The organism is Pseudomonas sp. NPDC088444 (genome assembly GCF_044900175.1).
Classification (GTDB): Bacteria; Pseudomonadota; Gammaproteobacteria; order Pseudomonadales; family Pseudomonadaceae; genus Aquipseudomonas.
On sequence record NZ_JBJDNK010000008.1, the window covers coordinates 160,040 to 179,671 of the forward strand.

Annotated in this window: 15 protein-coding genes; 3 read left to right on the top strand and 12 right to left on the bottom strand. The window is 60.8% G+C overall.

Annotated features, from left to right (window positions below; translation table 11 throughout):
- Positions 1–53: 53 nt before the first annotated feature.
- The 10 genes from dbpA to ACI2KB_RS17260 all read right to left on the bottom strand — a co-directional run bounded on the left by dbpA (position 54) and on the right by ACI2KB_RS17260 (position 13,643).
- On the bottom strand, positions 54–1,433 hold the full coding sequence (gene dbpA / locus ACI2KB_RS17215; RefSeq protein ID WP_404636387.1) for an ATP-dependent RNA helicase DbpA: 1,380 nt from the start codon (positions 1,431–1,433) through the stop codon (positions 54–56).
- A 110-nt stretch (positions 1,434–1,543) separates the two neighbouring features.
- Complete coding sequence (gene mdtD / locus ACI2KB_RS17220) at positions 1,544–2,986, bottom strand: multidrug transporter subunit MdtD (protein ID WP_404636388.1); 1,443 nt, start codon at positions 2,984–2,986, stop codon at positions 1,544–1,546.
- A 174-nt stretch (positions 2,987–3,160) separates the two neighbouring features.
- Positions 3,161–4,486, bottom strand: a complete 1,326-nt coding sequence (locus ACI2KB_RS17225; protein ID WP_404636389.1) for a TldD/PmbA family protein — start codon at positions 4,484–4,486, stop codon at positions 3,161–3,163.
- Positions 4,486–5,928 carry a TldD/PmbA family protein gene (locus tag ACI2KB_RS17230; RefSeq protein ID WP_404636390.1) on the bottom strand — a complete coding sequence of 481 codons (1,443 nt, stop codon included), beginning with the start codon at positions 5,926–5,928 and terminating at the stop codon, positions 4,486–4,488. Before ACI2KB_RS17230 ends, ACI2KB_RS17225 begins: the two co-directional genes overlap by 1 nt.
- 207 nt (positions 5,929–6,135) lie before the next feature.
- Complete coding sequence (betA, locus tag ACI2KB_RS17235; protein ID WP_404636391.1) at positions 6,136–7,833, bottom strand: choline dehydrogenase; 1,698 nt, start codon at positions 7,831–7,833, stop codon at positions 6,136–6,138.
- 324 nt (positions 7,834–8,157) lie between these two features.
- On the bottom strand, positions 8,158–9,630 hold the full coding sequence (gene betB / locus ACI2KB_RS17240) for a betaine-aldehyde dehydrogenase (protein ID WP_404636392.1): 1,473 nt from the start codon (positions 9,628–9,630) through the stop codon (positions 8,158–8,160).
- 83 nt (positions 9,631–9,713) lie between these two features.
- Positions 9,714–10,313: a transcriptional regulator BetI gene (gene betI, locus ACI2KB_RS17245; protein WP_404636393.1), complete on the bottom strand. Its 600-nt coding sequence runs from the start codon at positions 10,311–10,313 to the stop codon at positions 9,714–9,716.
- A gap of 291 nt (positions 10,314–10,604) precedes the next feature.
- Positions 10,605–11,786 (bottom strand): choline ABC transporter ATP-binding protein, encoded by a 1,182-nt coding sequence (gene choV, locus ACI2KB_RS17250; RefSeq protein ID WP_404636394.1) that lies wholly within the window; start codon positions 11,784–11,786, stop codon positions 10,605–10,607.
- Positions 11,783–12,631 carry a choline ABC transporter permease subunit gene (gene choW / locus ACI2KB_RS17255; RefSeq protein WP_404636555.1) on the bottom strand — a complete coding sequence of 283 codons (849 nt, stop codon included), beginning with the start codon at positions 12,629–12,631 and terminating at the stop codon, positions 11,783–11,785. The genes choV and choW overlap by 4 nt, the downstream gene beginning before the upstream one ends.
- Positions 12,632–12,695: 64 nt before the next feature.
- Entirely contained in the window at positions 12,696–13,643 is a 948-nt protein-coding gene (locus ACI2KB_RS17260; protein ID WP_404636395.1) for a choline ABC transporter substrate-binding protein, read from the bottom strand.
- A gap of 466 nt (positions 13,644–14,109) precedes the next feature.
- On the opposite strand from ACI2KB_RS17260, the gene ACI2KB_RS17265 reads away from it, so the two are divergent.
- Positions 14,110–15,486, top strand: coding sequence for an L-serine ammonia-lyase (locus tag ACI2KB_RS17265; RefSeq protein ID WP_404636396.1), 1,377 nt, complete (start codon positions 14,110–14,112; stop codon positions 15,484–15,486).
- Between the two features lie 567 nt (positions 15,487–16,053).
- Complete coding sequence (locus ACI2KB_RS17270) at positions 16,054–17,157, top strand: GlxA family transcriptional regulator (protein WP_404636397.1); 1,104 nt, start codon at positions 16,054–16,056, stop codon at positions 17,155–17,157.
- Between the two features lie 133 nt (positions 17,158–17,290).
- Here the strand turns inward: ACI2KB_RS17270 and ACI2KB_RS17275 are convergent, their stop codons facing one another.
- Positions 17,291–17,554 carry a hypothetical protein gene (locus tag ACI2KB_RS17275; RefSeq protein WP_404636398.1) on the bottom strand — a complete coding sequence of 88 codons (264 nt, stop codon included), beginning with the start codon at positions 17,552–17,554 and terminating at the stop codon, positions 17,291–17,293.
- Positions 17,555–17,887: 333 nt separating this feature from the next.
- On the opposite strand from ACI2KB_RS17275, the gene ACI2KB_RS17280 reads away from it, so the two are divergent.
- The gene (locus tag ACI2KB_RS17280; protein WP_404636399.1) at positions 17,888–18,730 is read left to right on the top strand and encodes a 23S rRNA (adenine(2030)-N(6))-methyltransferase RlmJ; all 843 of its coding nucleotides are present in this window, start codon (positions 17,888–17,890) and stop codon (positions 18,728–18,730) included.
- Between the two features lie 140 nt (positions 18,731–18,870).
- Here the strand turns inward: ACI2KB_RS17280 and msrA are convergent, their stop codons facing one another.
- A complete protein-coding gene (gene msrA / locus ACI2KB_RS17285) occupies positions 18,871–19,533 on the bottom strand; it encodes a peptide-methionine (S)-S-oxide reductase MsrA (protein ID WP_404636400.1) in 663 nt (220 codons plus the stop codon).
- Positions 19,534–19,632: the final 99 nt, after the last annotated feature.

The window sequence follows — 19,632 nt, forward strand, 5'->3', positions numbered from 1 at the left end:
CGGCATTCCCACGCGGAGCGTGGGAACGATCAGCAAACGATCAATTGCCGGAATTACAAAATCCGGACCCTTAACGATTTGCCCTTGATCTTGCCCTTGTTCAATCGATCAAGCGCTTGCTTGGCGATGTTGCGATCAACCGCCACATAGGCCTGGAAATCGAAAATCGCAATCTTGCCCACCTGAGTGCCGGGAATCCCCGCTTCGCCGGTCAGTGCGCCGAGAATGTCGCCCGGACGCAGTTTGTCTTTGCGCCCCGAGCCAATGCACAGGGTGGTCATCGGCGGCAGCAGCTTGCCGCCTTCCTTGCGCTGCAACTGGTCGTATTGCTGCCAGTTGAGCGGGGCTTTTTGCAGTTCTTCGATGGCCCGGGCGCGTTGGCTTTCCGATGGCGACACCAGGCTGACCGCGACCCCTTTCTCCCCGGCGCGTCCGGTACGGCCGACGCGGTGGATGTGGATTTCCGAGTCGCGGGCCAGCTCGACGTTGATCACCATGTCCAGCGCGTCGATGTCCAGACCGCGCGCAGCGACGTCGGTGGCCACCAGCACCGAGGTGCTGCGGTTGGCGAACATCGCCAGCACTTGATCGCGATCACGCTGTTCCAGATCGCCATGCAGCGCCACCGCCGACATGCCCTTGGCGAGCAGGTGAGCGACTACGTCCTGCACCTGTTGCTTGGTGAAGCAGAACGCGACGCAGGACTGCGGACGGAAGTGGTCGAGCACCTTCACCACGGCTTCCAGACGTTGCTCGGGAGCGATCTCGTAGAAAATCTGCTCGATCTGGCTGTCGGCGTGCAACGTCTCGACCTTCACGGTCTGCGGGTCGCGCATGAATTTGGAGGCCAGTTGCTTGATGCCAACCGGGTAAGTGGCCGAGAACAGCAGGGTCTGACGGCGCTCGGGCGTCTGCTGGATGATGTCTTCGATGGCGTCGTAGAAACCCATGTCGAGCATGCGATCGGCTTCATCGAGGATCAGCGTGTTCAGGCCGTCGAGCACCAGCGAGCCTTTGCGCAGATGCTGCTGGATGCGTCCCGGTGTGCCGACGATGATGTGCGCGCCATGCTCCAGTGAGCCAATCTGTGGGCCGAAGGCGACGCCGCCGCACAGCGTCAGCACCTTGATGTTGTCTTCAGCACGGGCCAGACGGCGGATTTCCTTGGCGACCTGATCCGCCAGTTCACGGGTCGGGCACAGGACCAGCGCCTGACAGCCGAAATAGCGCGGGTTGATCGGGTTGAGCAGGCCGATGCCGAAGGCAGCGGTCTTGCCGGAGCCGGTCTTGGCCTGGGCGATCAGGTCCATACCCTTGAGGATCACCGGCAGGCTCTGCGCCTGAATCGGCGTCATCTCGGCATAACCAAGTGACTCCAGGTTAGCCAGCATGGCGGCGGAAAGGGGCAGTGAGTTGAACGCGGTGTTAGTCACAAGGGTGGCCTGCAAAACAAAATGTCGCGCAGTGTATCAGGTCGCAGGCCTTGGCTTGGGGCTGTGGGCGATAAATGGTTCCCGAAAGCGCTCCTACAAAAACAACCGAGTTATTCGTGAATCTCTGGCTCCACCTCCGGCTTGCGCGGAGGATTCTCTGGCGGCATACGTGGCGACAATTGCAGGAAGATCGACGCCGCCAGCATCGCCAAAACGCCCACGCAGAGGAACGTCAACTGGAACGCGCCCAGCACGCTGCTGACTTCACCGCTGCTCACGTCGTCGGTAAACCCGCCCAGCAACGCGGCGGCACAAGCGACGCCAAGACTCAACGACAACTGCGCGACCACCGACAGCAAGCTGTTGCCGCTCGCGGCACTGGCGTCGTCCAGGTCGATCAGCGTCACAGCGTTCATCGCCGAAAACTGCAACGAGTTCACCCCGCCCAGCAGCGCCAGATGAATCAGTAGCACCCAATACGGCGTGTCGGCATCCACCAGCGCCATGCTCGCCAGCAGGGCGCCGAGCAGCAGCGTGTTGCCGGTCAGAATCACCCGGTAGCCCAGACGCGGGATCAACTGGGTCGCCAGCGGCTTGGCGGTCATGGCCGCCACAGCCAGCGGAATCATGCTCATGCCCGCGTGGGACGGCGAATAGCCCAGCGCGACTTGCAGCATCAGCGGCACCAGAAACGGCAGCGCGCCGCTGCCGAGTCGGGCGAACAGGTTGCCCAGAATGCCCACCGCAAAGCTGCGGGTGCGGAACAACGAGGCCGAAAACAGCGGCGCTTCGGTATGCCCGGCGCGCAGCCAATAGGCGGCCAGACAGGCCATGCCACCAAACAGCAGCATCACCACGCGCAGATGAGGCAGGTGCAGTTCGCCCAGACCTTCCAGGGCGATGGTGATCAGCACCATGGACGCGCCGAACAGGCCAAAACCGATCAGATCGAAGCGAGTGCGGCCACCGCCTTGCAGGTCCGGGATGAACTTGCGCACGGCAAAGCAGCCGAGGATGCCGACCGGGATATTGATGATGAAAATCCAGTGCCAGCTCAGGTATTCCACCAGCCAGCCGCCCACGGTCGGACCCAGCAGTGGGCCGAGCAACGCAGGTGTGGTGATGAAGCCCAGCGTGCGCACCAACTCGGTTCGCGGATACGCCCGCAGCACGATCAGCCGCCCCACCGGCATCATCAGCGCACCGCCCAGCCCTTGAACCACGCGAGCGGCGACCAGCATGCCGAGGGAGTTGGATGCCGCGCAAAGCAGTGAGCCGAAGCTGAACAACAGAATCGCACTGAAGAAAATGCGCTTGATGCCAAACCGGTCGGAAATCCAGCCCGACGCGGGGATCAGCAGGGCGATGGTCAGCATGTAGGCGATGATCACCGACTGCATGCGCAGCGGGTCTTCCGACAGCGACCGGGCCATGGATGGCAGCGCCGTGTTGAGAATCGTGCCGTCCAGGCTTTGCATGAAAAAGGCGATGGCGATGACCCAAGGCATCCAGCGCAGGGTTCTGGCGTCCAGTTGCGGGGTGGTGGTCGGCATGTAGGTCGTGGGTCCTTATGATTTCTTGTGATTGTTGCCCGTCGGCGCAAGGCACAGAATTGTGGGAGCCGCCTTGGTGGCGAATGCGGTGTGCCAGTCACCGTCGATGTATCTGATTCGCCGCATTCGCCAGCAAGCCGGCCCCCACAGGTTTTATGTACGTCTTGGAAACGGCTACAACGTCAGGGTCAGCTTGCTGATCAACGCCCCCGGCAGCAGATTCGACGCCGTCTGACGTTGACTGTAGGTGCTCGTCGACAGGATGAGTTCCCTTTCTTGCGTCAATTGCTCCAGCGCCCCGCCCAGCAGGCTGAAAATACTGTCGTCGAAGCGCATGGTGCTGACCGGCGCCTTGATCTTGCCGTCTTCGACCCAGAACGTCGCGAAGCGGGTCATGCCGGTGATGCGCCCTGCGGTGCGGTCCGAGAAGTTGAGGTACCAGAGGTTGCTGATGTACAGCCCCGTGCCCAGCGCCTTCAACACATCATCCAGTGCCAGCGAGCCTCCGTTCATGCTCAGCGCGCTGGGCGACTCTCCCCAACCGGCGCCGTTGGCGACCAGATCGTATTCGGCTGCACTGCGCGAATCGACGAGTCGATCCTTCGCTGCCCCTTCAACCACCAAGGCCAGATCCGAGCGGGGATAGCCCTCGCCCGAAAACGCTGGAGATAACGAGCCGGTCACCTGCTCATCCAGACTGACCAGCGGATTCAGCGTGGCCTGACCGTCGTACAGCCGTTGTAGCGGGCTGCTTTTATCGGCCAGTGATTGTGCCGAGAAACCGCCCCAACACAGCATGCCCATGACTTCTTCAAGCGCTGCCGGAGCCAGGTACGCGCGGTACTGACCGGGTGCCAAGGCGTGCGAAGGCTGGCCAAGGAACGCCAATTGTTCACGCGCCAGACCAAAGCGTTTCGCGAAGGCTTCATCGCTCCATTCGTGGCCGGCGTAATTGGCTTTTACCGCCTGGCCATTCTCATGAAACAGGCTCCAGTCGAAATTGAAGCTGTTCGCCTGATGCCAGCCAAACGCGCCATTGGAACTGGCAAACCCTCGATAAATCGGCCCAGCGGCGTAGATCCCCACCAGATCCAGCCCTCCACCCAGTTGCGCGATTTGCTCGACCACATGCTCGCTGTCGGGCAACGGCAGGTCTTGAATGTGGGTGCTCTGCCATGGCTCATCGTTGAGCAGCAGATAGGGATCGACCGGCAGCAGGGTCAGGGTTTCGCGCAGTTGTTGTAGCGCGTGAGCCAGTCGCTGGACGTCCACTTCATCATCGCCGGACAAGGTGAGATTGAGGTTGGCGTGACGACCGTCGGTGATCAGCTTGAAGGACACGCTGGCTTGTTGCACGTGCCCGGACTGGCGCACTTTGGCGTGGTTGAAGCGAATGAAGTCCGACGCCTCGGCGTTGTAACTGAGGGTAAAGCGTTCTCCTGGCGTGATGGCCTTGTTCAGCCAGTCAACCAGTGCCTTAAATTGGACTTGATGGGACATCAGGCGTCACCTCCGAAAACGTCAACGTTGGCGAAAACACACGCGGGCGAAGCATGGCCCACGCGCACCACCTGGTTGGGTTCGCCTTTGCCGCAGTTCGGCGTGCCGAGCACCTGGAACGTGCTGGCGTCGCCCACCGCGCTGAGGTTGCGCCAGAACTGCGCGGAAATCGCCCGGTAGTTCGGGTTCTTCACCACGCCTTTGAGTTCGCCGTTCTCGATCAGCTGGCCCCACTCGCAGCCGAACTGGAATTTGTTGCGTGCATCGTCAATCGACCACGAGCGGTTGGTGCTCATCAGAATGCCGTGCTCGATGCCGCCGATCAGTTGCGCCATCGTCTGGTCGCCCGGCTCGATGTTGAGGTTGGCCATGCGATCGATCGGCGCGCGGTTCCAGCTGCATGCTCGACTGTTGGCAACGCCCTCCAGGCCGCTGCGGTATTGCGACAGCGCGCCGCCCAGTGGGCGTTCGAGCACGCCGTCTTTGATCAGGAACTGTTTGCTGGCTTGAGTGCCGTCGTCGTCGAAACCGTAGCTCGCCAGTTGCTGCGGGATGTCCGGGTCGAAGGTCACGTTGAGCAACGTTGAGCCGTATTGCAGATGCCCGAAATCGCTGGTTTTGACGAAGCTGGTGCCCGCGTAATTGCGCTCGTCACCGAGAATGCGGTCCAGCTCCAGCGGATGGCCAATGGATTCGTGGATTTGCAGGATCATCTGGTCCGGGGTCAACAGCAGGTCGCGGGGGCCGGCCGGCGTGTTCGGCGCCATGATCAATTGCAGCGCCTGATCAGCGACGTTGGCGGCCGCCCCGATGATGCCGCATGAGGTGATGACTTCCGCACCGCCCTGTTGACCGAAGTTATCGCGGCCCAGGCTGCGGGTCTGGCTGTCCTGGCCGTCGTAGGCCGTGACGCTCAGGCCGGGGTACACGTAACGCTGTGCCTGACGAATCTCGGCGCCCGCGCTGTTGAGGTAGATCTGCTCGACGTTGTCCAGGCCGAGGCTGACTTGCCAGTTCACCAGCCGCTCGTCCTTGGGCACGGAGGCGGATTCCTGGCCGAGCAGGGCGTAGCAATCGCTCAGGGACGGGAAGGCGCTGCTCAGATTAGGCGACAGGTAATCGGCACGGCTGGTGGCGACGGCGTGCTCGCGCAGGTCGAGCAACGAATGGGGCGCGAGCATCCGGGCCTGGGCTTCGGCTCGTTCTAGCGCGGCCTGTAGGCCCTGTTGCGAAATGTCATTAGTAGCGGCGTAAGCTTCGACGCCGTTGATGCGCACCGTCAGCATCGCACCTTCGTCGGTGCTCAGTTGCGGTGGCTCGGGGACGTTTTTGCGTACGGAGAGGTGCTGGCTGGTTTGTTTGACGTAGCGCAGGGAGAAAAACTGGGCGCTGCTCTGCAAGGCGGCGAACCGCTGCTTGAGTTGAGCGGAGAAGTCGAACATGCAGGAAGGCTCCTTGGCGATTCGGACGGGCAACGGTTCGAATCATAGCGCGGAAGGGCTCTGCGGCGGGGGATAGATGTGGAATGGGGTCGATCGTTCCCACGCTCCGCGTGGTAACGCATGCTGTGACGCTCTGCGTCACCAGAGTGCGGCGCGGAGCGTCTACGGCTGCATTCCCACGCGGAGCGTGGGAACGATCAGACGGGTTCAGGCCGAGGTCACTTCCCGCATCGGTTTGCCCCGCACTGGCGCATCGCCGGCCACGTAATATTTGGCCGTGCTGCGCGGCAACGGTTGGCGACCGCGGATCTTGTCGGCAATTTTCTCGGCCATCATGATCGTCGGTGCGTTGAGGTTACCGGTGGTGATGATCGGCATGATCGACGCATCCACCACCCGCAAACCCTGCATGCCATGCACGCGGCCTTCGTTATCGACCACGGCCATGTCGTCGGTCCCCATCTTGCACGAGCACGACGGGTGGAACGCGGTCTCGGCGTGTTCGCGCACGAACTGGTCCAGTTGCTCGTCCGTTTGCACGTCGATGCCGGGGCTGATTTCGCGCCCACGGTATTTGTCCAGCGCAGGCTGGGCCATGATTTCACGGGTCAGGCGGATGCCATCGCGGAATTCCTGCCAGTCCTGCTCGGTCGCCATGTAATTGAACAGGATGCTCGGGTGCTCACGCGGGTCCTTCGACTTGAGTTGAACGCGACCACGGCTCGGCGAACGCATCGAGCCGACGTGAGCCTGAAAGCCGTGTTCCCGCACGCCGTTACTGCCGTTGTAGTTAATCGCCACTGGCAGGAAGTGGTACTGAATGTTCGGCCACTCGAACTCTTCGCGGGTGCGAATGAAACCACCGGCTTCAAACTGGTTGCTCGCGCCTATGCCTTTGCCAAGGAACAACCACTTGGCGCCAATCGCGGGCTGGTTCCACCACAGCAATGACGGGTAGAGCGAGACGGGCTCTTTGCAGGCGTATTGCAGGTACATCTCCAGGTGGTCCTGAAGGTTCTCACCCACCCCCGGCAGGTCGTGCACCACAGGGATGTCGAGCTTGTTCAGCAGCGCAGCAGGGCCGACGCCGGAGCGTTGCAGCAGTTGCGGCGAAGCGATGGCGCCACTGCTGACGATGACTTCCTTGCGTGCACGGGCTTCGATGCGCGTCTCGCTGTCGCCGACCATGTACGCCACGCCGACGGCGCGTTTGCCGTCGAACAGAATGCGATCGGCGAGGGCGTGGGTGACGATGGTCAGAGTATCGCGTTGCTTGGCCACATCCAGGTAACCGCGTGCGGTGCTGGCGCGACGGCCCTTCGGCGTGACGGTGCGGTCCATCGGGCCGAAGCCTTCCTGTTGATAACCGTTGAGGTCATCGGTGCGCGGGTAACCGGCTTGAACACCCGCCTCGACCATGGCGTGGAACAGCGGGTTGTTGCCCGCCTTGGGCGTGGTCACGCTGACTGGGCCTTCGCCACCGTGGTAATCGTTGGGGCCGATGTCGCGGGTTTCGGCTTTGCGGAAATAGGGCAGGCAGTCGAGGTAGGTCCAGTCTTCCAGCCCCGGCAATTTCGCCCAGCCGTCGTAGTCCATGGCATTGCCGCGGATGTAGCACATGCCGTTGATCAGCGACGAGCCACCGAGGCCCTTGCCGCGACCGCATTCCATGCGGCGGTTGTTCATGTGCGGCTCGGGATCGGTCTCGTACGCCCAGTTGTAGCGACGGCCTTGCAGCGGGAAGGCGAGGGCGGCGGGCATTTGCGTGCGGAAGTCGGCGCGGTAATCCGGGCCACCGGCTTCCAGCAGCAGGACGGTAACGCCTGCGTCTTCGGTGAGGCGCGTGGCCAGGGTGTTACCGGCCGAGCCTGCGCCGATGATGATGTAGTCGAATTCTTGAGGCATGGGATCCTCCGTCTAGAAAGTAATGGCAGGGCAGATGCGATCGGTACCTGTGGGAAATTCTATGTTGGCTGATCAACCACTTTCGCCACCAAGGCGGCTCCCACAGAATCGGCGTCGGTCCTGAATTCATGGCTCGACACAGAGCAGTGTGGGAGCCGGCTTGCTGGCGAACAGGGCGGGTCAGTCAACATTGATGTCTCTGACCTGACGCCTTCGCCAGCAAGCTGGCTTCCACAGGTTGATCGGGGATCTCAGTACGATCGCATTCCTCTGTGGGAGCGGATTTATCCGCGATGGCGTCAGTCGGCGCTCCGGAGTTCCAGGTCAGAACACCGACGTGTAATCGCCCAGCTCCACTTGTACCGATTTCAGGCGGGTGTACTGCGCCAGCGAGCTGATGCCGTTCTCACGGCCCACGCCCGATTGCTTGTAGCCGCCGACCGGCATCTTGGCGTCGGATTCGCCCCAGGCGTTGATCCAGCAGATGCCTGCTTCCAGTTGGTGAATCACGCGGTGCGCGCGGGTGATGTCGCGGGTGACGATGCCGGCAGCCAGGCCGAACTCGGTGTCGTTGGCGCGGCGGATCACTTCTTCTTCGGTCTCGTAGCTGAGGATGCTCATGACCGGGCCAAAGATTTCCTCTTTGACGATGGTCATCTCGTCGGTGCAATCGGTGAACACAGTGGGGGCCACAAACGCGCCTTTGGCGAATTCGCCGTCGGTCAGACGCTCGCCGCCGATCAGCAGGCGTGCACCTTCTTCCTTGCCTTTGGTGATGTAGCCCAGCACGCTTTCCATGTGGGCGAAGCTGACCAGCGGGCCGAAGTTGGTGTTGTCGTCCTGCGGGTTGCCAGCGCGGATGCGCTTCACGCGTTCGACGATCTTCGCTTCGAATGCGGCCTTCAGGCTGCTCGGCACGAACACGCGGGTGCCGTTGGTGCAGACCTGACCCGAGCTGTAGAAGTTGGCCATCATCGCGATGTCTGCGGCGCGGTCCAGATCGGCGTCGTCGCAGATGATCAGCGGCGACTTGCCGCCCAGTTCCATGGTCACTTCTTTGAGCGACGAGCTGGAGGCGCTGGCCATGACTTTCTTGCCAGTGTCGGTGCCGCCAGTGAACGAGACTTTCTCGATGCGCGGGTGCTCGGTCAGCCAGGTGCCAACTTCACGGCCACTGCCGGTCAACACGTTGAACACGCCATCGGGCAGGCCCGCTTCGGTGTAGATTTCGGCCAGTTTCAGGGTGGTCAGCGAGGTGACTTCGCTGGGCTTGAAGATCATCGCGTTGCCTGCGGCCAGTGCTGGCGCGGATTTCCACAGGGCGATCTGAATCGGGTAGTTCCAGGCGCCAATACCGACGGTGACGCCCAGCGGTTCGCGGCGGGTGTAGACGAACGATGAGGCGCGCAGCGGGATCTGCTCGCCTTCGATGGCAGGCACGAGACCTGCGTAATACTCCAGCACGTCGGCGCCGGTGACGATGTCGACGTACTTGGTTTCGGAGATCGCTTTGCCGGTGTCCAGGGTTTCCAGTGCGGCCAGTTCGTCGTTGCGTTCGCGCAGGATGTCGACGGCGCGACGCAGAATGCGCGAACGCTCCATGGCGGTCATCGCAGCCCAGATTTTCTGACCCTTCTCAGCGCTGACCACGGCACGTTCGACGTCCGCCTGGCTGGCGCGCTGGACCTTGGCGAGGACTTCGCCGTTGGCCGGGTTGATGGCTTCGAAAGTCGCGTCGCTGCTGGCGTCGACGTAACCACCGTCAATGTAGAGTTTTTGCAGTTCGAAACGGGCCATAGAGTCCTCGCAGTTGTCTGTGATGGGCGTTGATCGAGACGCTGTACGCGGTCTCGATTCGGTTCTGCCGCCGGGCATCCTTGTCACGAGCCGCGCGGCGCTTTTGCCAGTTGCAAATCCATGTATTCGTAAGCGATCTGTTGCGCCTGTTCGGTATCGAAGGCGTCGCCCGAAAGCGCGCCGCGTAGCCACAAACCATCGATCAATGCCGCCAGACCACGGGCGGCGGTGCGTGCGTCGTCCAGCGACAACACGCGGCGGAACTGGCAACACAGGTTCGAATACAGGCGGTGATCGTTGATCCGCTGTAACCGGTGCAGCGACGGCGAGTGCATGCTGGTGGCCCAGAAGGCCAGCCAGGTTTTCATCGCCGGGCCGTTGACCTGGCTGGCATCGAAGTTGCCCTCGATGATCACTTTCAGGTGCGCCCGCGGGCTGTCATCGGTCAGGGCCTGGCGGCGCTCGGCGACGTTGATAATCAGCGCGTTCATCAGGTGGCGCATGGTCGCTGCGATCAGGCCGTTCTTGTCCTGAAAGTAGTGACTGATGATGCCGTTGGAGACCCCGGCCAGCTTGGCGATCAACGCAATGCTGGCGTCGCCCATACCGACCTGATCCACCGCTGTGAGGGTGGCCTGGATCAGCTGTTGACGCCGAATGGGTTGCATACCGACCTTGGGCATCTGTTGGGTCTCCTTGGCTCGCCGGGTGATCGTTAAGGGCTGAAAAAACGGGCTCCAGTCTATTGCTTTTTAATTGAACGTTCAAACAACAAAAACCGATGGGCGTGCGAAAAAGCCGCGAACATCCCCGTTCCAGAGCCGTTAAACATTCGATCATCTTTCCCACGCTCCGCGTGGGAATGCCGTGTTTGACGCTCCGCGTCACCTCATGGGACGCAGAGCGTCCCGGATGCGTTCCCACGCGGAGCGTGGGAACGATCAGCAGGTGTCGCGTTGATCCGTGTGCTGCGATTAACCGTGGTTCTTGCCCAGTAACGCGTGGTACAGCTCGCTGTCACCCAGAATGCCGACCAGCTGGTTGTTCTCTTGCAGCACCAGCTTGTTACCCGTGTGGTAACGGATCTGTAGCGCTTCGCGCATGCCGATGTTGGAGTGCACGACGGTGGGTTTGCGGCCCAGGTTTTCAACCGCCTGGCCCGGTTCCCAGCTTTGCAGATCGACCGCAGTGCCGTGCTGGCGCAGGCCTTTGATGGTGTTGCCATCGGCCAGGTCGATCCACGAATCGTCGCCCGGATCGAGGCACACTTGGGAGCCGTTGATGCGGGTGCAATCGTTGATCGGGCGCATCAGGCTGCGGCCGCACAGTACGTTCAGCGGGTTGGTGTGGGCCACGAAAGTGCGCACGTACTCGTCCACCGGGTTGAGCACGATTTCTTCTGGCACGCTGTACTGAATGATCTTGCCGTCTTTCATGATCGCGATCCGGGTGCCGAGCTTGAGGGCTTCGTCCAGGTCGTGGCTCACGAATACGATGGTCTTGTGCAGCTTTTTCTGAAGAACCAGCAACTCATCCTGCAAGCCCTGGCGGATCAGCGGGTCGAGTGCCGAGAACGGTTCATCCATCAGCAGAATGTCGGCGTCCATCGCCAGTGCGCGGGCCAGGCCCACACGTTGCTGCATACCGCCGGACAGCTCGTCAGGCTTCTTGTTGCGCCATTGGCTCAGGCCCACCAGTTCAAGCTTTTCGTCCACCAGTTGGCGACGTTCTTTCTCAGGACGGCCCTGCATTTCCAGACCGAAACTGATGTTCTCGCGGACGGTCAGCCACGGCATCAGCGCGAACTTCTGGAACACCATCGCGATGCGTTTGGTACGCATCATTTTCAGTTCAGCCGGGGTGCAGTTGGCGATGTTGATCTGCTTGCCTTCGTGCTCGACGAACAGCGAGCCTCGGCTCACGGTGTTCAGGCCGTTGATGCAGCGCAACAGACTGGATTTGCCCGAACCGGACAAGCCCATCAATACGCAGATCTCACCTTTGTTGATTTCCAGACTGGCTTTCTCGACACCGACGATCTGGCCGGTTTTCTTCAGGATTTCTGGCCGCGCAAGGCCCTGATCCAGTAGCTTGAGCGCCTCGCGCGGGTCTTTGGAGAAGACGACGTCTACCTGGTCGAATTTGATGATGCTCATGCGTCAGCCCTCACTTTAGCGTCGGGTTGTTTGCAGATACGGTCGAGCATGATCGCCAGCAATACGATCGCAAGGCCCGCTTCGAAGCCCAGAGCGATATCAGCAGTGTTCAGTGCGTTGACCACGGGTTTGCCCAGGCCGTCGGCGCCCACCAGTGCCGCAATCACCACCATCGACAACGACAGCATGATGCACTGGGTGATACCGGCCGCAATGCTTGGCATGGCGTGGGGCAGTTCGATACGGGACAGCAGTTGACGGCGGGAGCAGCCGAAGGCTTTACCGGCGTCGAGCAGTTCTTGCGGGACATCGCAGATGCCCAGATAGGTCAGACGGATAGGCGCGGCAATCGCGAACACTACCGTCGAAATCAGACCCGGCACCACACCCAGCCCGAAGAGGGTCAGGGTTGGAATCAGGTAAACGAAAGTCGGCACCGTTTGCATCAGGTCGAGGACCGGACGGATGGTGGTGTAGAACCAGGGTTTGTGTGCGGCGACGATGCCCAGTGGCACGCCGATCACGACGCACACCAGGGTCGCGAAGAGCACCTGCGCCAGCGTTTCCATGGTTTCCTGCCAGTAGCCCAGGTTCAGGATCAGCAGGAACGACAGTACGACAAAGGCGGTCAGGCCCCACTTGCGCTGAATGTAATGGGCGAGCAGAGCAATCAGGCCGATCAGAACGAAAGGATTGAACCAGGTCAGACCGGAGGTCAGGCCGTGGATCATGGCTTCCAGTGTCGAGGCAATCGCGTCGAAGGTGCTGGCGCCGTGCTGCGTCAGCCATTCGACAAAGCCTGCAATGTACTGGCCTAAGGGGAGTTTATGATCAGTCAGCATGATATCGATTGTCCGCGTGCGGGATGAAAAGGGGACAACAGGCGGGCGAACCCGCCTGCCTGTCGCGTTACTTAGTCAGCTCGGCTTTAGCGGCGTCCAGGCCAGGTTTACCGTCCACTGTGGTGACACCCGCCAGCCAGGTGTCGAGGATTTGCGGGTTCTTCTTCAGCCACGCCTTGGCGGCGGCTTCAGGCTTCATTTTGTCGTCGAGGATGTTGCCCATCAGGCCGCTTTCCATCGGCAAGGTGAACGACAGGTTCTTCAACAGTTGACCGACGTTGGCGCACTCGGTGGTGTACCCCTTGCGCACGTTGGTGTAGACGGTTGCCTGGCCGAAGTTCGGGCCGAAGTAGTCGTCGCCACCGGTCAGGTATTTGATCTTGAAGCGGGTGTTCATCGGGTGCGGTTCCCAGCCCAGGAACACCACGTCGGTGCCGCGTTTGGAAGCGCGATCGACCTGGGACAGCATGCCCGCTTCGCTGGATTCGACGACTTTGAAGCCTGCGTCTTTCAGGCCGAAGGCGTTCTTGTCGATCATGCTCTGGATCAGACGGTTGCCGTCGTTGCCCGGCTCGATGCCGTAGATCTTGCCGTCCAGCTCTTTCTTGAATTTGACGATGTCGGCGAAGTCGTGGAGGCCCTTGTCGTAGAGCGCTTGCGGTACGGCGAGGGTGTATTTGGCGTTCTCAAGGTTGGCGCGCACGGTTTCAACCGTTCCGGCATCGCGGTAGGCCTTGATGTCGTTTTCCATGGTCGGCATCCAGTTGCCGAGGAAAACGTCCATGTTCTTGCCGTCGGCCAGCGATTTGTAGGTCACGGGAACGGAGATCATGGTGGTCTTGGTTTTGTAACCCAGGGACTGCAGCACGACGCTGGTCACGGCGGTGGTAGCGGTGATGTCGGTCCAGCCGACATCGGAGAAATTGACCATCTGGCAAGCGGCTGGCTCTGCGGCTTGTGCCAGCATCGGCAGACTCAGCGCAACGCCCAGCAACAGCTTATGTGAACCTTTCATGGTTGGACTCCTTAGGTGTTTTCTTCTCGGCATCAGTCAGGGCTGACGCGTTTTCTGGTGTCGGCGAGTCAAGTGGGAAAACAGCTCTATCACTGCGTCTGGCGATTGAGTCGATAACGATCATGTAACAGGGAAAAACAAACGCCTACAGGGCGCGTCGTAACCAGTACAGAGGGGGTCGTATCCAGTGTCAGTGACGTCGCTTACAGATTTTTTCCCCGCTCGCCGGAAGGTTTTCGAGTGTGGTTGCGGCAAAAAGTGTCGAAAACAGTGGCTCTTCTTCCGGGGGATGTGCTCCTGCGTGGAACGACGTTTGTGGACAAGAGTGAGTCGGTGTGAGACGCCGCCCTTCGAGATAAAAGGCTGATGATGCCGCTATCTCGGTGGACTGCAGCGTGAAGCGTAGCAGCTCCGTCGCCGGCCGCTGGGCGCGCCGGAAGCCCTGTTCTTCGGAGGTTTGCGGTAAATGGCTATCAGCGTTTTCGACCTGTTCAAGATCGGTATCGGCCCATCCAGTTCCCACACCGTGGGGCCGATGCGAGCGGCGGCATTGTTCGTTCAGAGCCTGCGTGAAAGCGACCGTCTGGCGCAGGTGAAACGCATTGAGGTGCGCCTGTACGGCTCGCTCTCTGCAACCGGTGTCGGGCACGGCAGCGACAACGCTGTGATCATGGGGCTGATGGGCGAATGGCCGGACGCAATCGATCCGTCGCAGATCAACCGCCACATTGCCGACCTGCGCGAAACCGACACGCTGAAGCTCAATGGCGATCACCCGGTTTCCTTTATCTGGCAACGCGACATGCTGTTGCTCGACGAAAACCTGCCGTACCACCCCAATGCCATGAGCCTGATCGCCTTCGACGCGAACGGCGAGTTGCATCGCGACACGTATTACTCGGTGGGCGGTGGTTTCGTGGTGGACGAGGCGCAAGCGGCCAGTGGCGTGCTCGATGCCGACAACACCGTGTTGCCGTATGACTTCTCCAGTGCCGAAGAGCTGCTGCGGTTGTGCAAGAAGCACAACCTGCGTGTGTCGGAGCTGATGATGGAAAACGAAAAGGTCTGGCGCAGCGAAGAAGAGATTCGCGCCGGTCTGATGCGTCTGTGGAAGGCGATGCAGGATTGCGTCGAGCACGGCCTTAAAGAAGAAGGTGTGTTGCCGGGCGGGTTGAACGTGCGTCGTCGTGCGGCGCGTTTGCATCGCAGCTTGCAGGAGCTGGGCAAGCCTAACGTGATTGGCTCGACCCTCAACGCCATGGAGTGGGTCAATCTGTTCGCGCTGGCGGTCAACGAAGAAAACGCAGCGGGCGGTCGAATGGTCACGGCCCCCACCAATGGCGCGGCGGGGATCATCCCGGCGGTACTGCATTACTTCGTCAAATTCAGCGATGAAGTCAGCGAAGCCAACGTGGTGGATTACTTCCTCGGTGCGGCGTCGATCGGCATCCTCTGTAAAAAGAATGCTTCGATTTCTGGTGCGGAAGTGGGTTGTCAGGGGGAGGTGGGTTCCGCCTGTGCCATGGCGGCTGCCGGACTGGCCGACATTCTGGGTGCCACGCCGCCACAATTGTGTAACGCGGCGGAAATCGGCCTGGAGCACAACCTGGGCCTGACGTGCGATCCGGTGGCCGGTCTGGTGCAAGTGCCGTGCATCGAGCGCAACGCAATTGCTGCTGTTAAAGCGATCAACGCGGCGCAGATGGCCTTGCGCGGCGATGGCGAGCACTTCATCTCGCTGGACCGCGTGATCCGCACCATGCGTGATACCGGTGCCGACATGCACGACAAATATAAAGAGACATCGCGCGGTGGGTTGGCCGTTAGCGCGGTGGAGTGCTGAACACCTCGTTACGATCTGACGCAGAACCTGATCGTGCCCAGGCTCTGCGTGGGCATGCCTCCTGTGACGCTCCGCGTCACCCGGCGATGGACGCGGAGCGTCCTGAGCGGCGTTACCACGCAGAGCGTGGGAACGATCAGTCGCTGAACCGCTTCTGCTCGCTTTTCGATCACGCGCCAACCCCGCCGCTTTCTTTTGGCGCGTGAACTGTGAGGGCATGGCGCAACGCCATGCCGCACAGGCGTTACCAGGCCTACCGCCCGTCACCCGTGCCTGGGGTGACACTCACCTCGGCGATGATCTTTCGGTAATTCACACAAGTGCTACCGAATTGCTCATCCCGCCCGCTGTTTCCGCGGCTTCCCAATCGATAGGTCGCTAACGGAACAGTACTGTCGCTCCCGAATAGACGCTTCGCGACGTCGCAAACGAGAGTTATTGAATGCGCGTTCAACTTTAGGCATGGCATTTGCGTTGCAATAGATAAAGCTCTCCAGAGATGAGGGCGAAACAACAAGAGCCTCTACTTGGGGCCATCAACCGCTTTTCGTGTGAGGAGATACCGTGATGACTTCGTTCAACTCCGGGGCTCAACCCCAGAACCGTGCGCCTCAATCCATCGGCTTTTTGCTGTTGGACAATTTCACACTGATCTCTCTCGCATCTGCGGTTGAGCCACTGCGAATGGCCAACCAACTGTCCGGCCGTGAGTTGTATCGCTGGACCACTCTGGGCGTCGACGGCGGCCAGGTCTGGGCCAGCGACGGTCTGCAAATTACCCCTGATGCGGCCATGCACAAGGCGCCGGTGCTGGACACCGTGATCGTCTGCGGCGGCGTTGGCATTCAACGTACGGTGACCCGCGAGCACGTGAGCTGGCTGCAAAGCCAAGCCCGTCAGTCCCGCCGTCTGGGTGCCGTGTGCACCGGCAGTTGGGCGTTGGCGTGCGCAGGGCTGCTCGATGGCTTCGATTGCAGCGTGCACTGGGAATGTCTGGCCGCCATGCAGGAAGCTTTCCCGCGCGTGGCCATGAGCACACGCCTGTTCACCCTCGACCGTAACCGCTTCACCAGCTCTGGCGGCACCGCCCCGCTGGACATGATGCTGCACCTGATCAGCCGCGATCATGGGCGTGAACTGTCCGCCGCCATCTCGGAAATGTTCGTCTACGAGCGCATTCGCAACGAACAGGATCACCAGCGCGTGCCGCTCAAGCACATGCTTGGCACCAACCAGCCAAAACTGCAGGAAATCGTTGCGCTGATGGAGGCTAACCTTGAAGAACCAATCGACCTCGACGAACTGGCAGTTTACGTGTCGGTGTCGCGGCGTCAGTTGGAAAGGCTGTTCCAGAAATACCTGCACTGCTCACCATCGCGCTACTACTTGAAGCTGCGCCTGATCCGTGCGCGGCAGTTGCTCAAGCAGACACCGATGTCGATCATCGAAGTGGCGTCGGTCTGTGGCTTCGTCTCCACGCCGCACTTCTCCAAGTGCTACCGCGAATACTTCGGTATTCCACCTCGTGACGAGCGCGTCGGTTCCAACACCGCCCAGCAAGTGGCGATGATGCCGATTCCGCAAGCGATGGTGCTCGCTCCGCTGTCCGGCCCGCTTTCGGCCCTGAGCCAGGCCCGCAATGAATCGACATTTGCGAGTGTGAGGTTGTAAAGGCGACACGAATTATCCGGTGTGGGAGCCGGCTTGCTGGCGAAAGCGGTGTGTCATTCACAGCATTGGTGTCTGATACTCCGCATTCGCCAGCAAGCCGGCTCCCACAAGTACGGAGCCATATTGGCCCTGATCAGTGAGCGCGCGATTTGTTATACATCGCCAACGCAGGCAACAACTGCTGATCAATCGCCTGACGCACCGCTGGCAGGATGGTCGCGCTGCCGCTGAGCATCTTCTCTACCAATTGGCGCAACGCACGGGCGCGGTCTTCGTTCAGGCCGCAGACCGCTTGCGCGCACGCTTGCTCGGCCGTGGCGCCCGATGGCATTTCAAAGCCGATGGATCTGAGTTGACCGAGTAGATCGTCCTGGTCGATCAGGTCTGCATGCATCATGACGCTCGCTCCTTTTATTGAGGTGGAACCGATTCTGGTAGCCCGCTGCACGCTCGGCAATACCTGTCATCGGCAATGTCTGGCATGCACATCAGTGTGTCGGTTTTGGCTATGTAACCGTTTAGTTAATTCGGCATAATGGCTCCACTCAAAATTGTCCCGGCCTCGGTTTGGTCACCTTCTGGCCCGGACAGTGCCTCAACCCCGGTTTTGTAACGGCTTAACCGGGGCTTTTTTTTGCCTGTCGTTTTTGTCGACGAGATGGGCTGGCCTACGAGCGGTCTGCGCAATACCGGCGGTTTTGTTAAACTCCGCAGCCTTCCAGGAGCCGCCATGAACTACCGTCACGCCTTCCACGCTGGCAACCACGCCGACGTCTTGAAACATATTGTCCTGACTCGCTTGATCGCGCTGATGTCGCGCAAGGAGCAGCCGCTCGCCTACCTTGATACCCACGCAGGCATCGGTCTGTATGACCTGCAGGGCGATCAGGCAACGCGCACCGGCGAATGGATCGAAGGCATTGGCCGCTTGTGGGATGCGGCTGACGTGCCTGCCATGGCGGCCGGTTACATGGACGTGATTCGCCACATGAATCGCAAGACCGGTGAGCTGCGCTACTACCCCGGCTCCCCTGAGCTGGCCCGCCGCGTGACCCGCGAGCAGGACCGCGTGCTGCTCAACGAGAAGCACCCTGAAGATGGCGTGCTGCTCAAGGACAACATGAAATACGACAAGCGCGTCGCCGTGCATCTGGGTGAGGGCTGGCACGTGCCGCGAGCCTTGCTGCCGGTGCAGGAAAAGCGCGCCGTCATGTTGATTGACCCGCCATTCGAGCAACTGGACGAGATGAAGCGCTGCTCGGTGGCGCTCAAGGAAACCATCGGCCGCATGCGTCAGACCGTGGCGGCCATTTGGTACCCGATCAAGGACCAGCGCGCGCTCAAGCGCTTCTATCAGGAACTGGCTGAAACCGGTGCGCCGAAGTTGCTGCGCGTCGAGTTGCTGGTGCATCCGCTGGACACACCCAACAGCCTGAACGGCTCAGGCCTGGCGATTGCCAACCCGCCATGGGGGCTGGAAGAGGAATTGCGTGAGTTGCTGCCGTGGCTGGCCGAGAAGCTGGGGCAGACCAAGGGCGACTGGCGGCTGGATTGGTTGATTGCTGAGGCGTGACAGGTTGCCTGACGCGCGTGATACCTGTGGGAGCCGGCTTGCTGGCGAATGCGGAACATCAGACACCACAACGGTAAATGACGCAGCACTTTCGCGAGCAAGCCGGCTCCCACATGGCCGCGGTCAGTCTTGAGGGCGTGTTATGCGTGATTCAAGCTCGGCGGCATGCACACGCCCGTCCCGCCAATCCCGCAATAGCCCTGCGGATTCTTCGCCAGGTATTGCTGGTGATACGCTTCTGCGAAGTACACGGTCGGCGCCTGGTCAATCTCGGTGGTGATGGCTCCCAAGCCCGCCTTGGTCAACTCGGCCTGATACACCTCGGCGCTTTTCTTTGCGGCGTCCAGTTGATCGGGCGTAGTGGCGTAAATCACCGAGCGATATTGCGTACCGATGTCGTTGCCCTGACGCATGCCCTGAGTCGGGTTGTGCAGTTCCCAGAACATGGCCAGCAGCGCTTCGTAGCTGACCTTCGCAGGCTCGTACACCACAAGCACCACTTCGCTGTGGCCGGTCAGGCCCGAGCAGACTTCTTCGTACGTCGGGTTGGGGGTGAAACCGCCTGCGTAGCCAACGACGGTGCTGACAACGCCTTCCCGTTGCCAGAAGCGACGTTCGGCGCCCCAGAAGCAACCCAGACCAAAAATGGCGAATTCGACGTCTTCAAAGAACGGACCCAGCAACGGACGACCGTTGACGAAGTGGGTTTCCGGGAGAGCCATCGGTGTTTCACGGCCCGGCAAAGCTTGCTGGGCAGTAGGCATTTCGTTTTTGTTCACAAGAATTTCCGAGCGCAGGGCCATGAGGGCAATCCTCTCTGGACAGATTTCTGCTGAATAAGGGGTCAGAGGGTTCTGATTCCGGTCAAGGCAGCCAGTTTGCCGCACTCGCGCGGGGCAGGG

Excerpts from the sequence above, each read along its gene's own strand:
- ACI2KB_RS17260 (WP_404636395.1), bottom strand. The coding sequence starts at position 13,643 with ATGAAAGGTTCACATAAGCTGTTGCTGGGCGTTGCGCTGAGTCTGCCG.
- ACI2KB_RS17230 (WP_404636390.1), bottom strand. The coding sequence starts at position 5,928 with ATGTTCGACTTCTCCGCTCAACTCAAGCAGCGGTTCGCCGCCTTGCAG.
- ACI2KB_RS17265 (WP_404636396.1), top strand. The coding sequence starts at position 14,110 with ATGGCTATCAGCGTTTTCGACCTGTTCAAGATCGGTATCGGCCCATCC.
- msrA (WP_404636400.1), bottom strand. The coding sequence starts at position 19,533 with ATGGCCCTGCGCTCGGAAATTCTTGTGAACAAAAACGAAATGCCTACT.
- betI (WP_404636393.1), bottom strand. The coding sequence starts at position 10,313 with ATGCCCAAGGTCGGTATGCAACCCATTCGGCGTCAACAGCTGATCCAG.
- mdtD (WP_404636388.1), bottom strand. The coding sequence starts at position 2,986 with ATGCCGACCACCACCCCGCAACTGGACGCCAGAACCCTGCGCTGGATG.
- ACI2KB_RS17280 (WP_404636399.1), top strand. The coding sequence starts at position 17,888 with ATGAACTACCGTCACGCCTTCCACGCTGGCAACCACGCCGACGTCTTG.
- ACI2KB_RS17225 (WP_404636389.1), bottom strand. The coding sequence starts at position 4,486 with ATGTCCCATCAAGTCCAATTTAAGGCACTGGTTGACTGGCTGAACAAG.
- ACI2KB_RS17275 (WP_404636398.1), bottom strand. The coding sequence starts at position 17,554 with ATGATGCATGCAGACCTGATCGACCAGGACGATCTACTCGGTCAACTC.
- choV (WP_404636394.1), bottom strand. The coding sequence starts at position 11,786 with ATGAGCATCATCAAATTCGACCAGGTAGACGTCGTCTTCTCCAAAGAC.
- betA (WP_404636391.1), bottom strand. The coding sequence starts at position 7,833 with ATGCCTCAAGAATTCGACTACATCATCATCGGCGCAGGCTCGGCCGGT.
- betB (WP_404636392.1), bottom strand. The coding sequence starts at position 9,630 with ATGGCCCGTTTCGAACTGCAAAAACTCTACATTGACGGTGGTTACGTC.
- ACI2KB_RS17270 (WP_404636397.1), top strand. The coding sequence starts at position 16,054 with ATGACTTCGTTCAACTCCGGGGCTCAACCCCAGAACCGTGCGCCTCAA.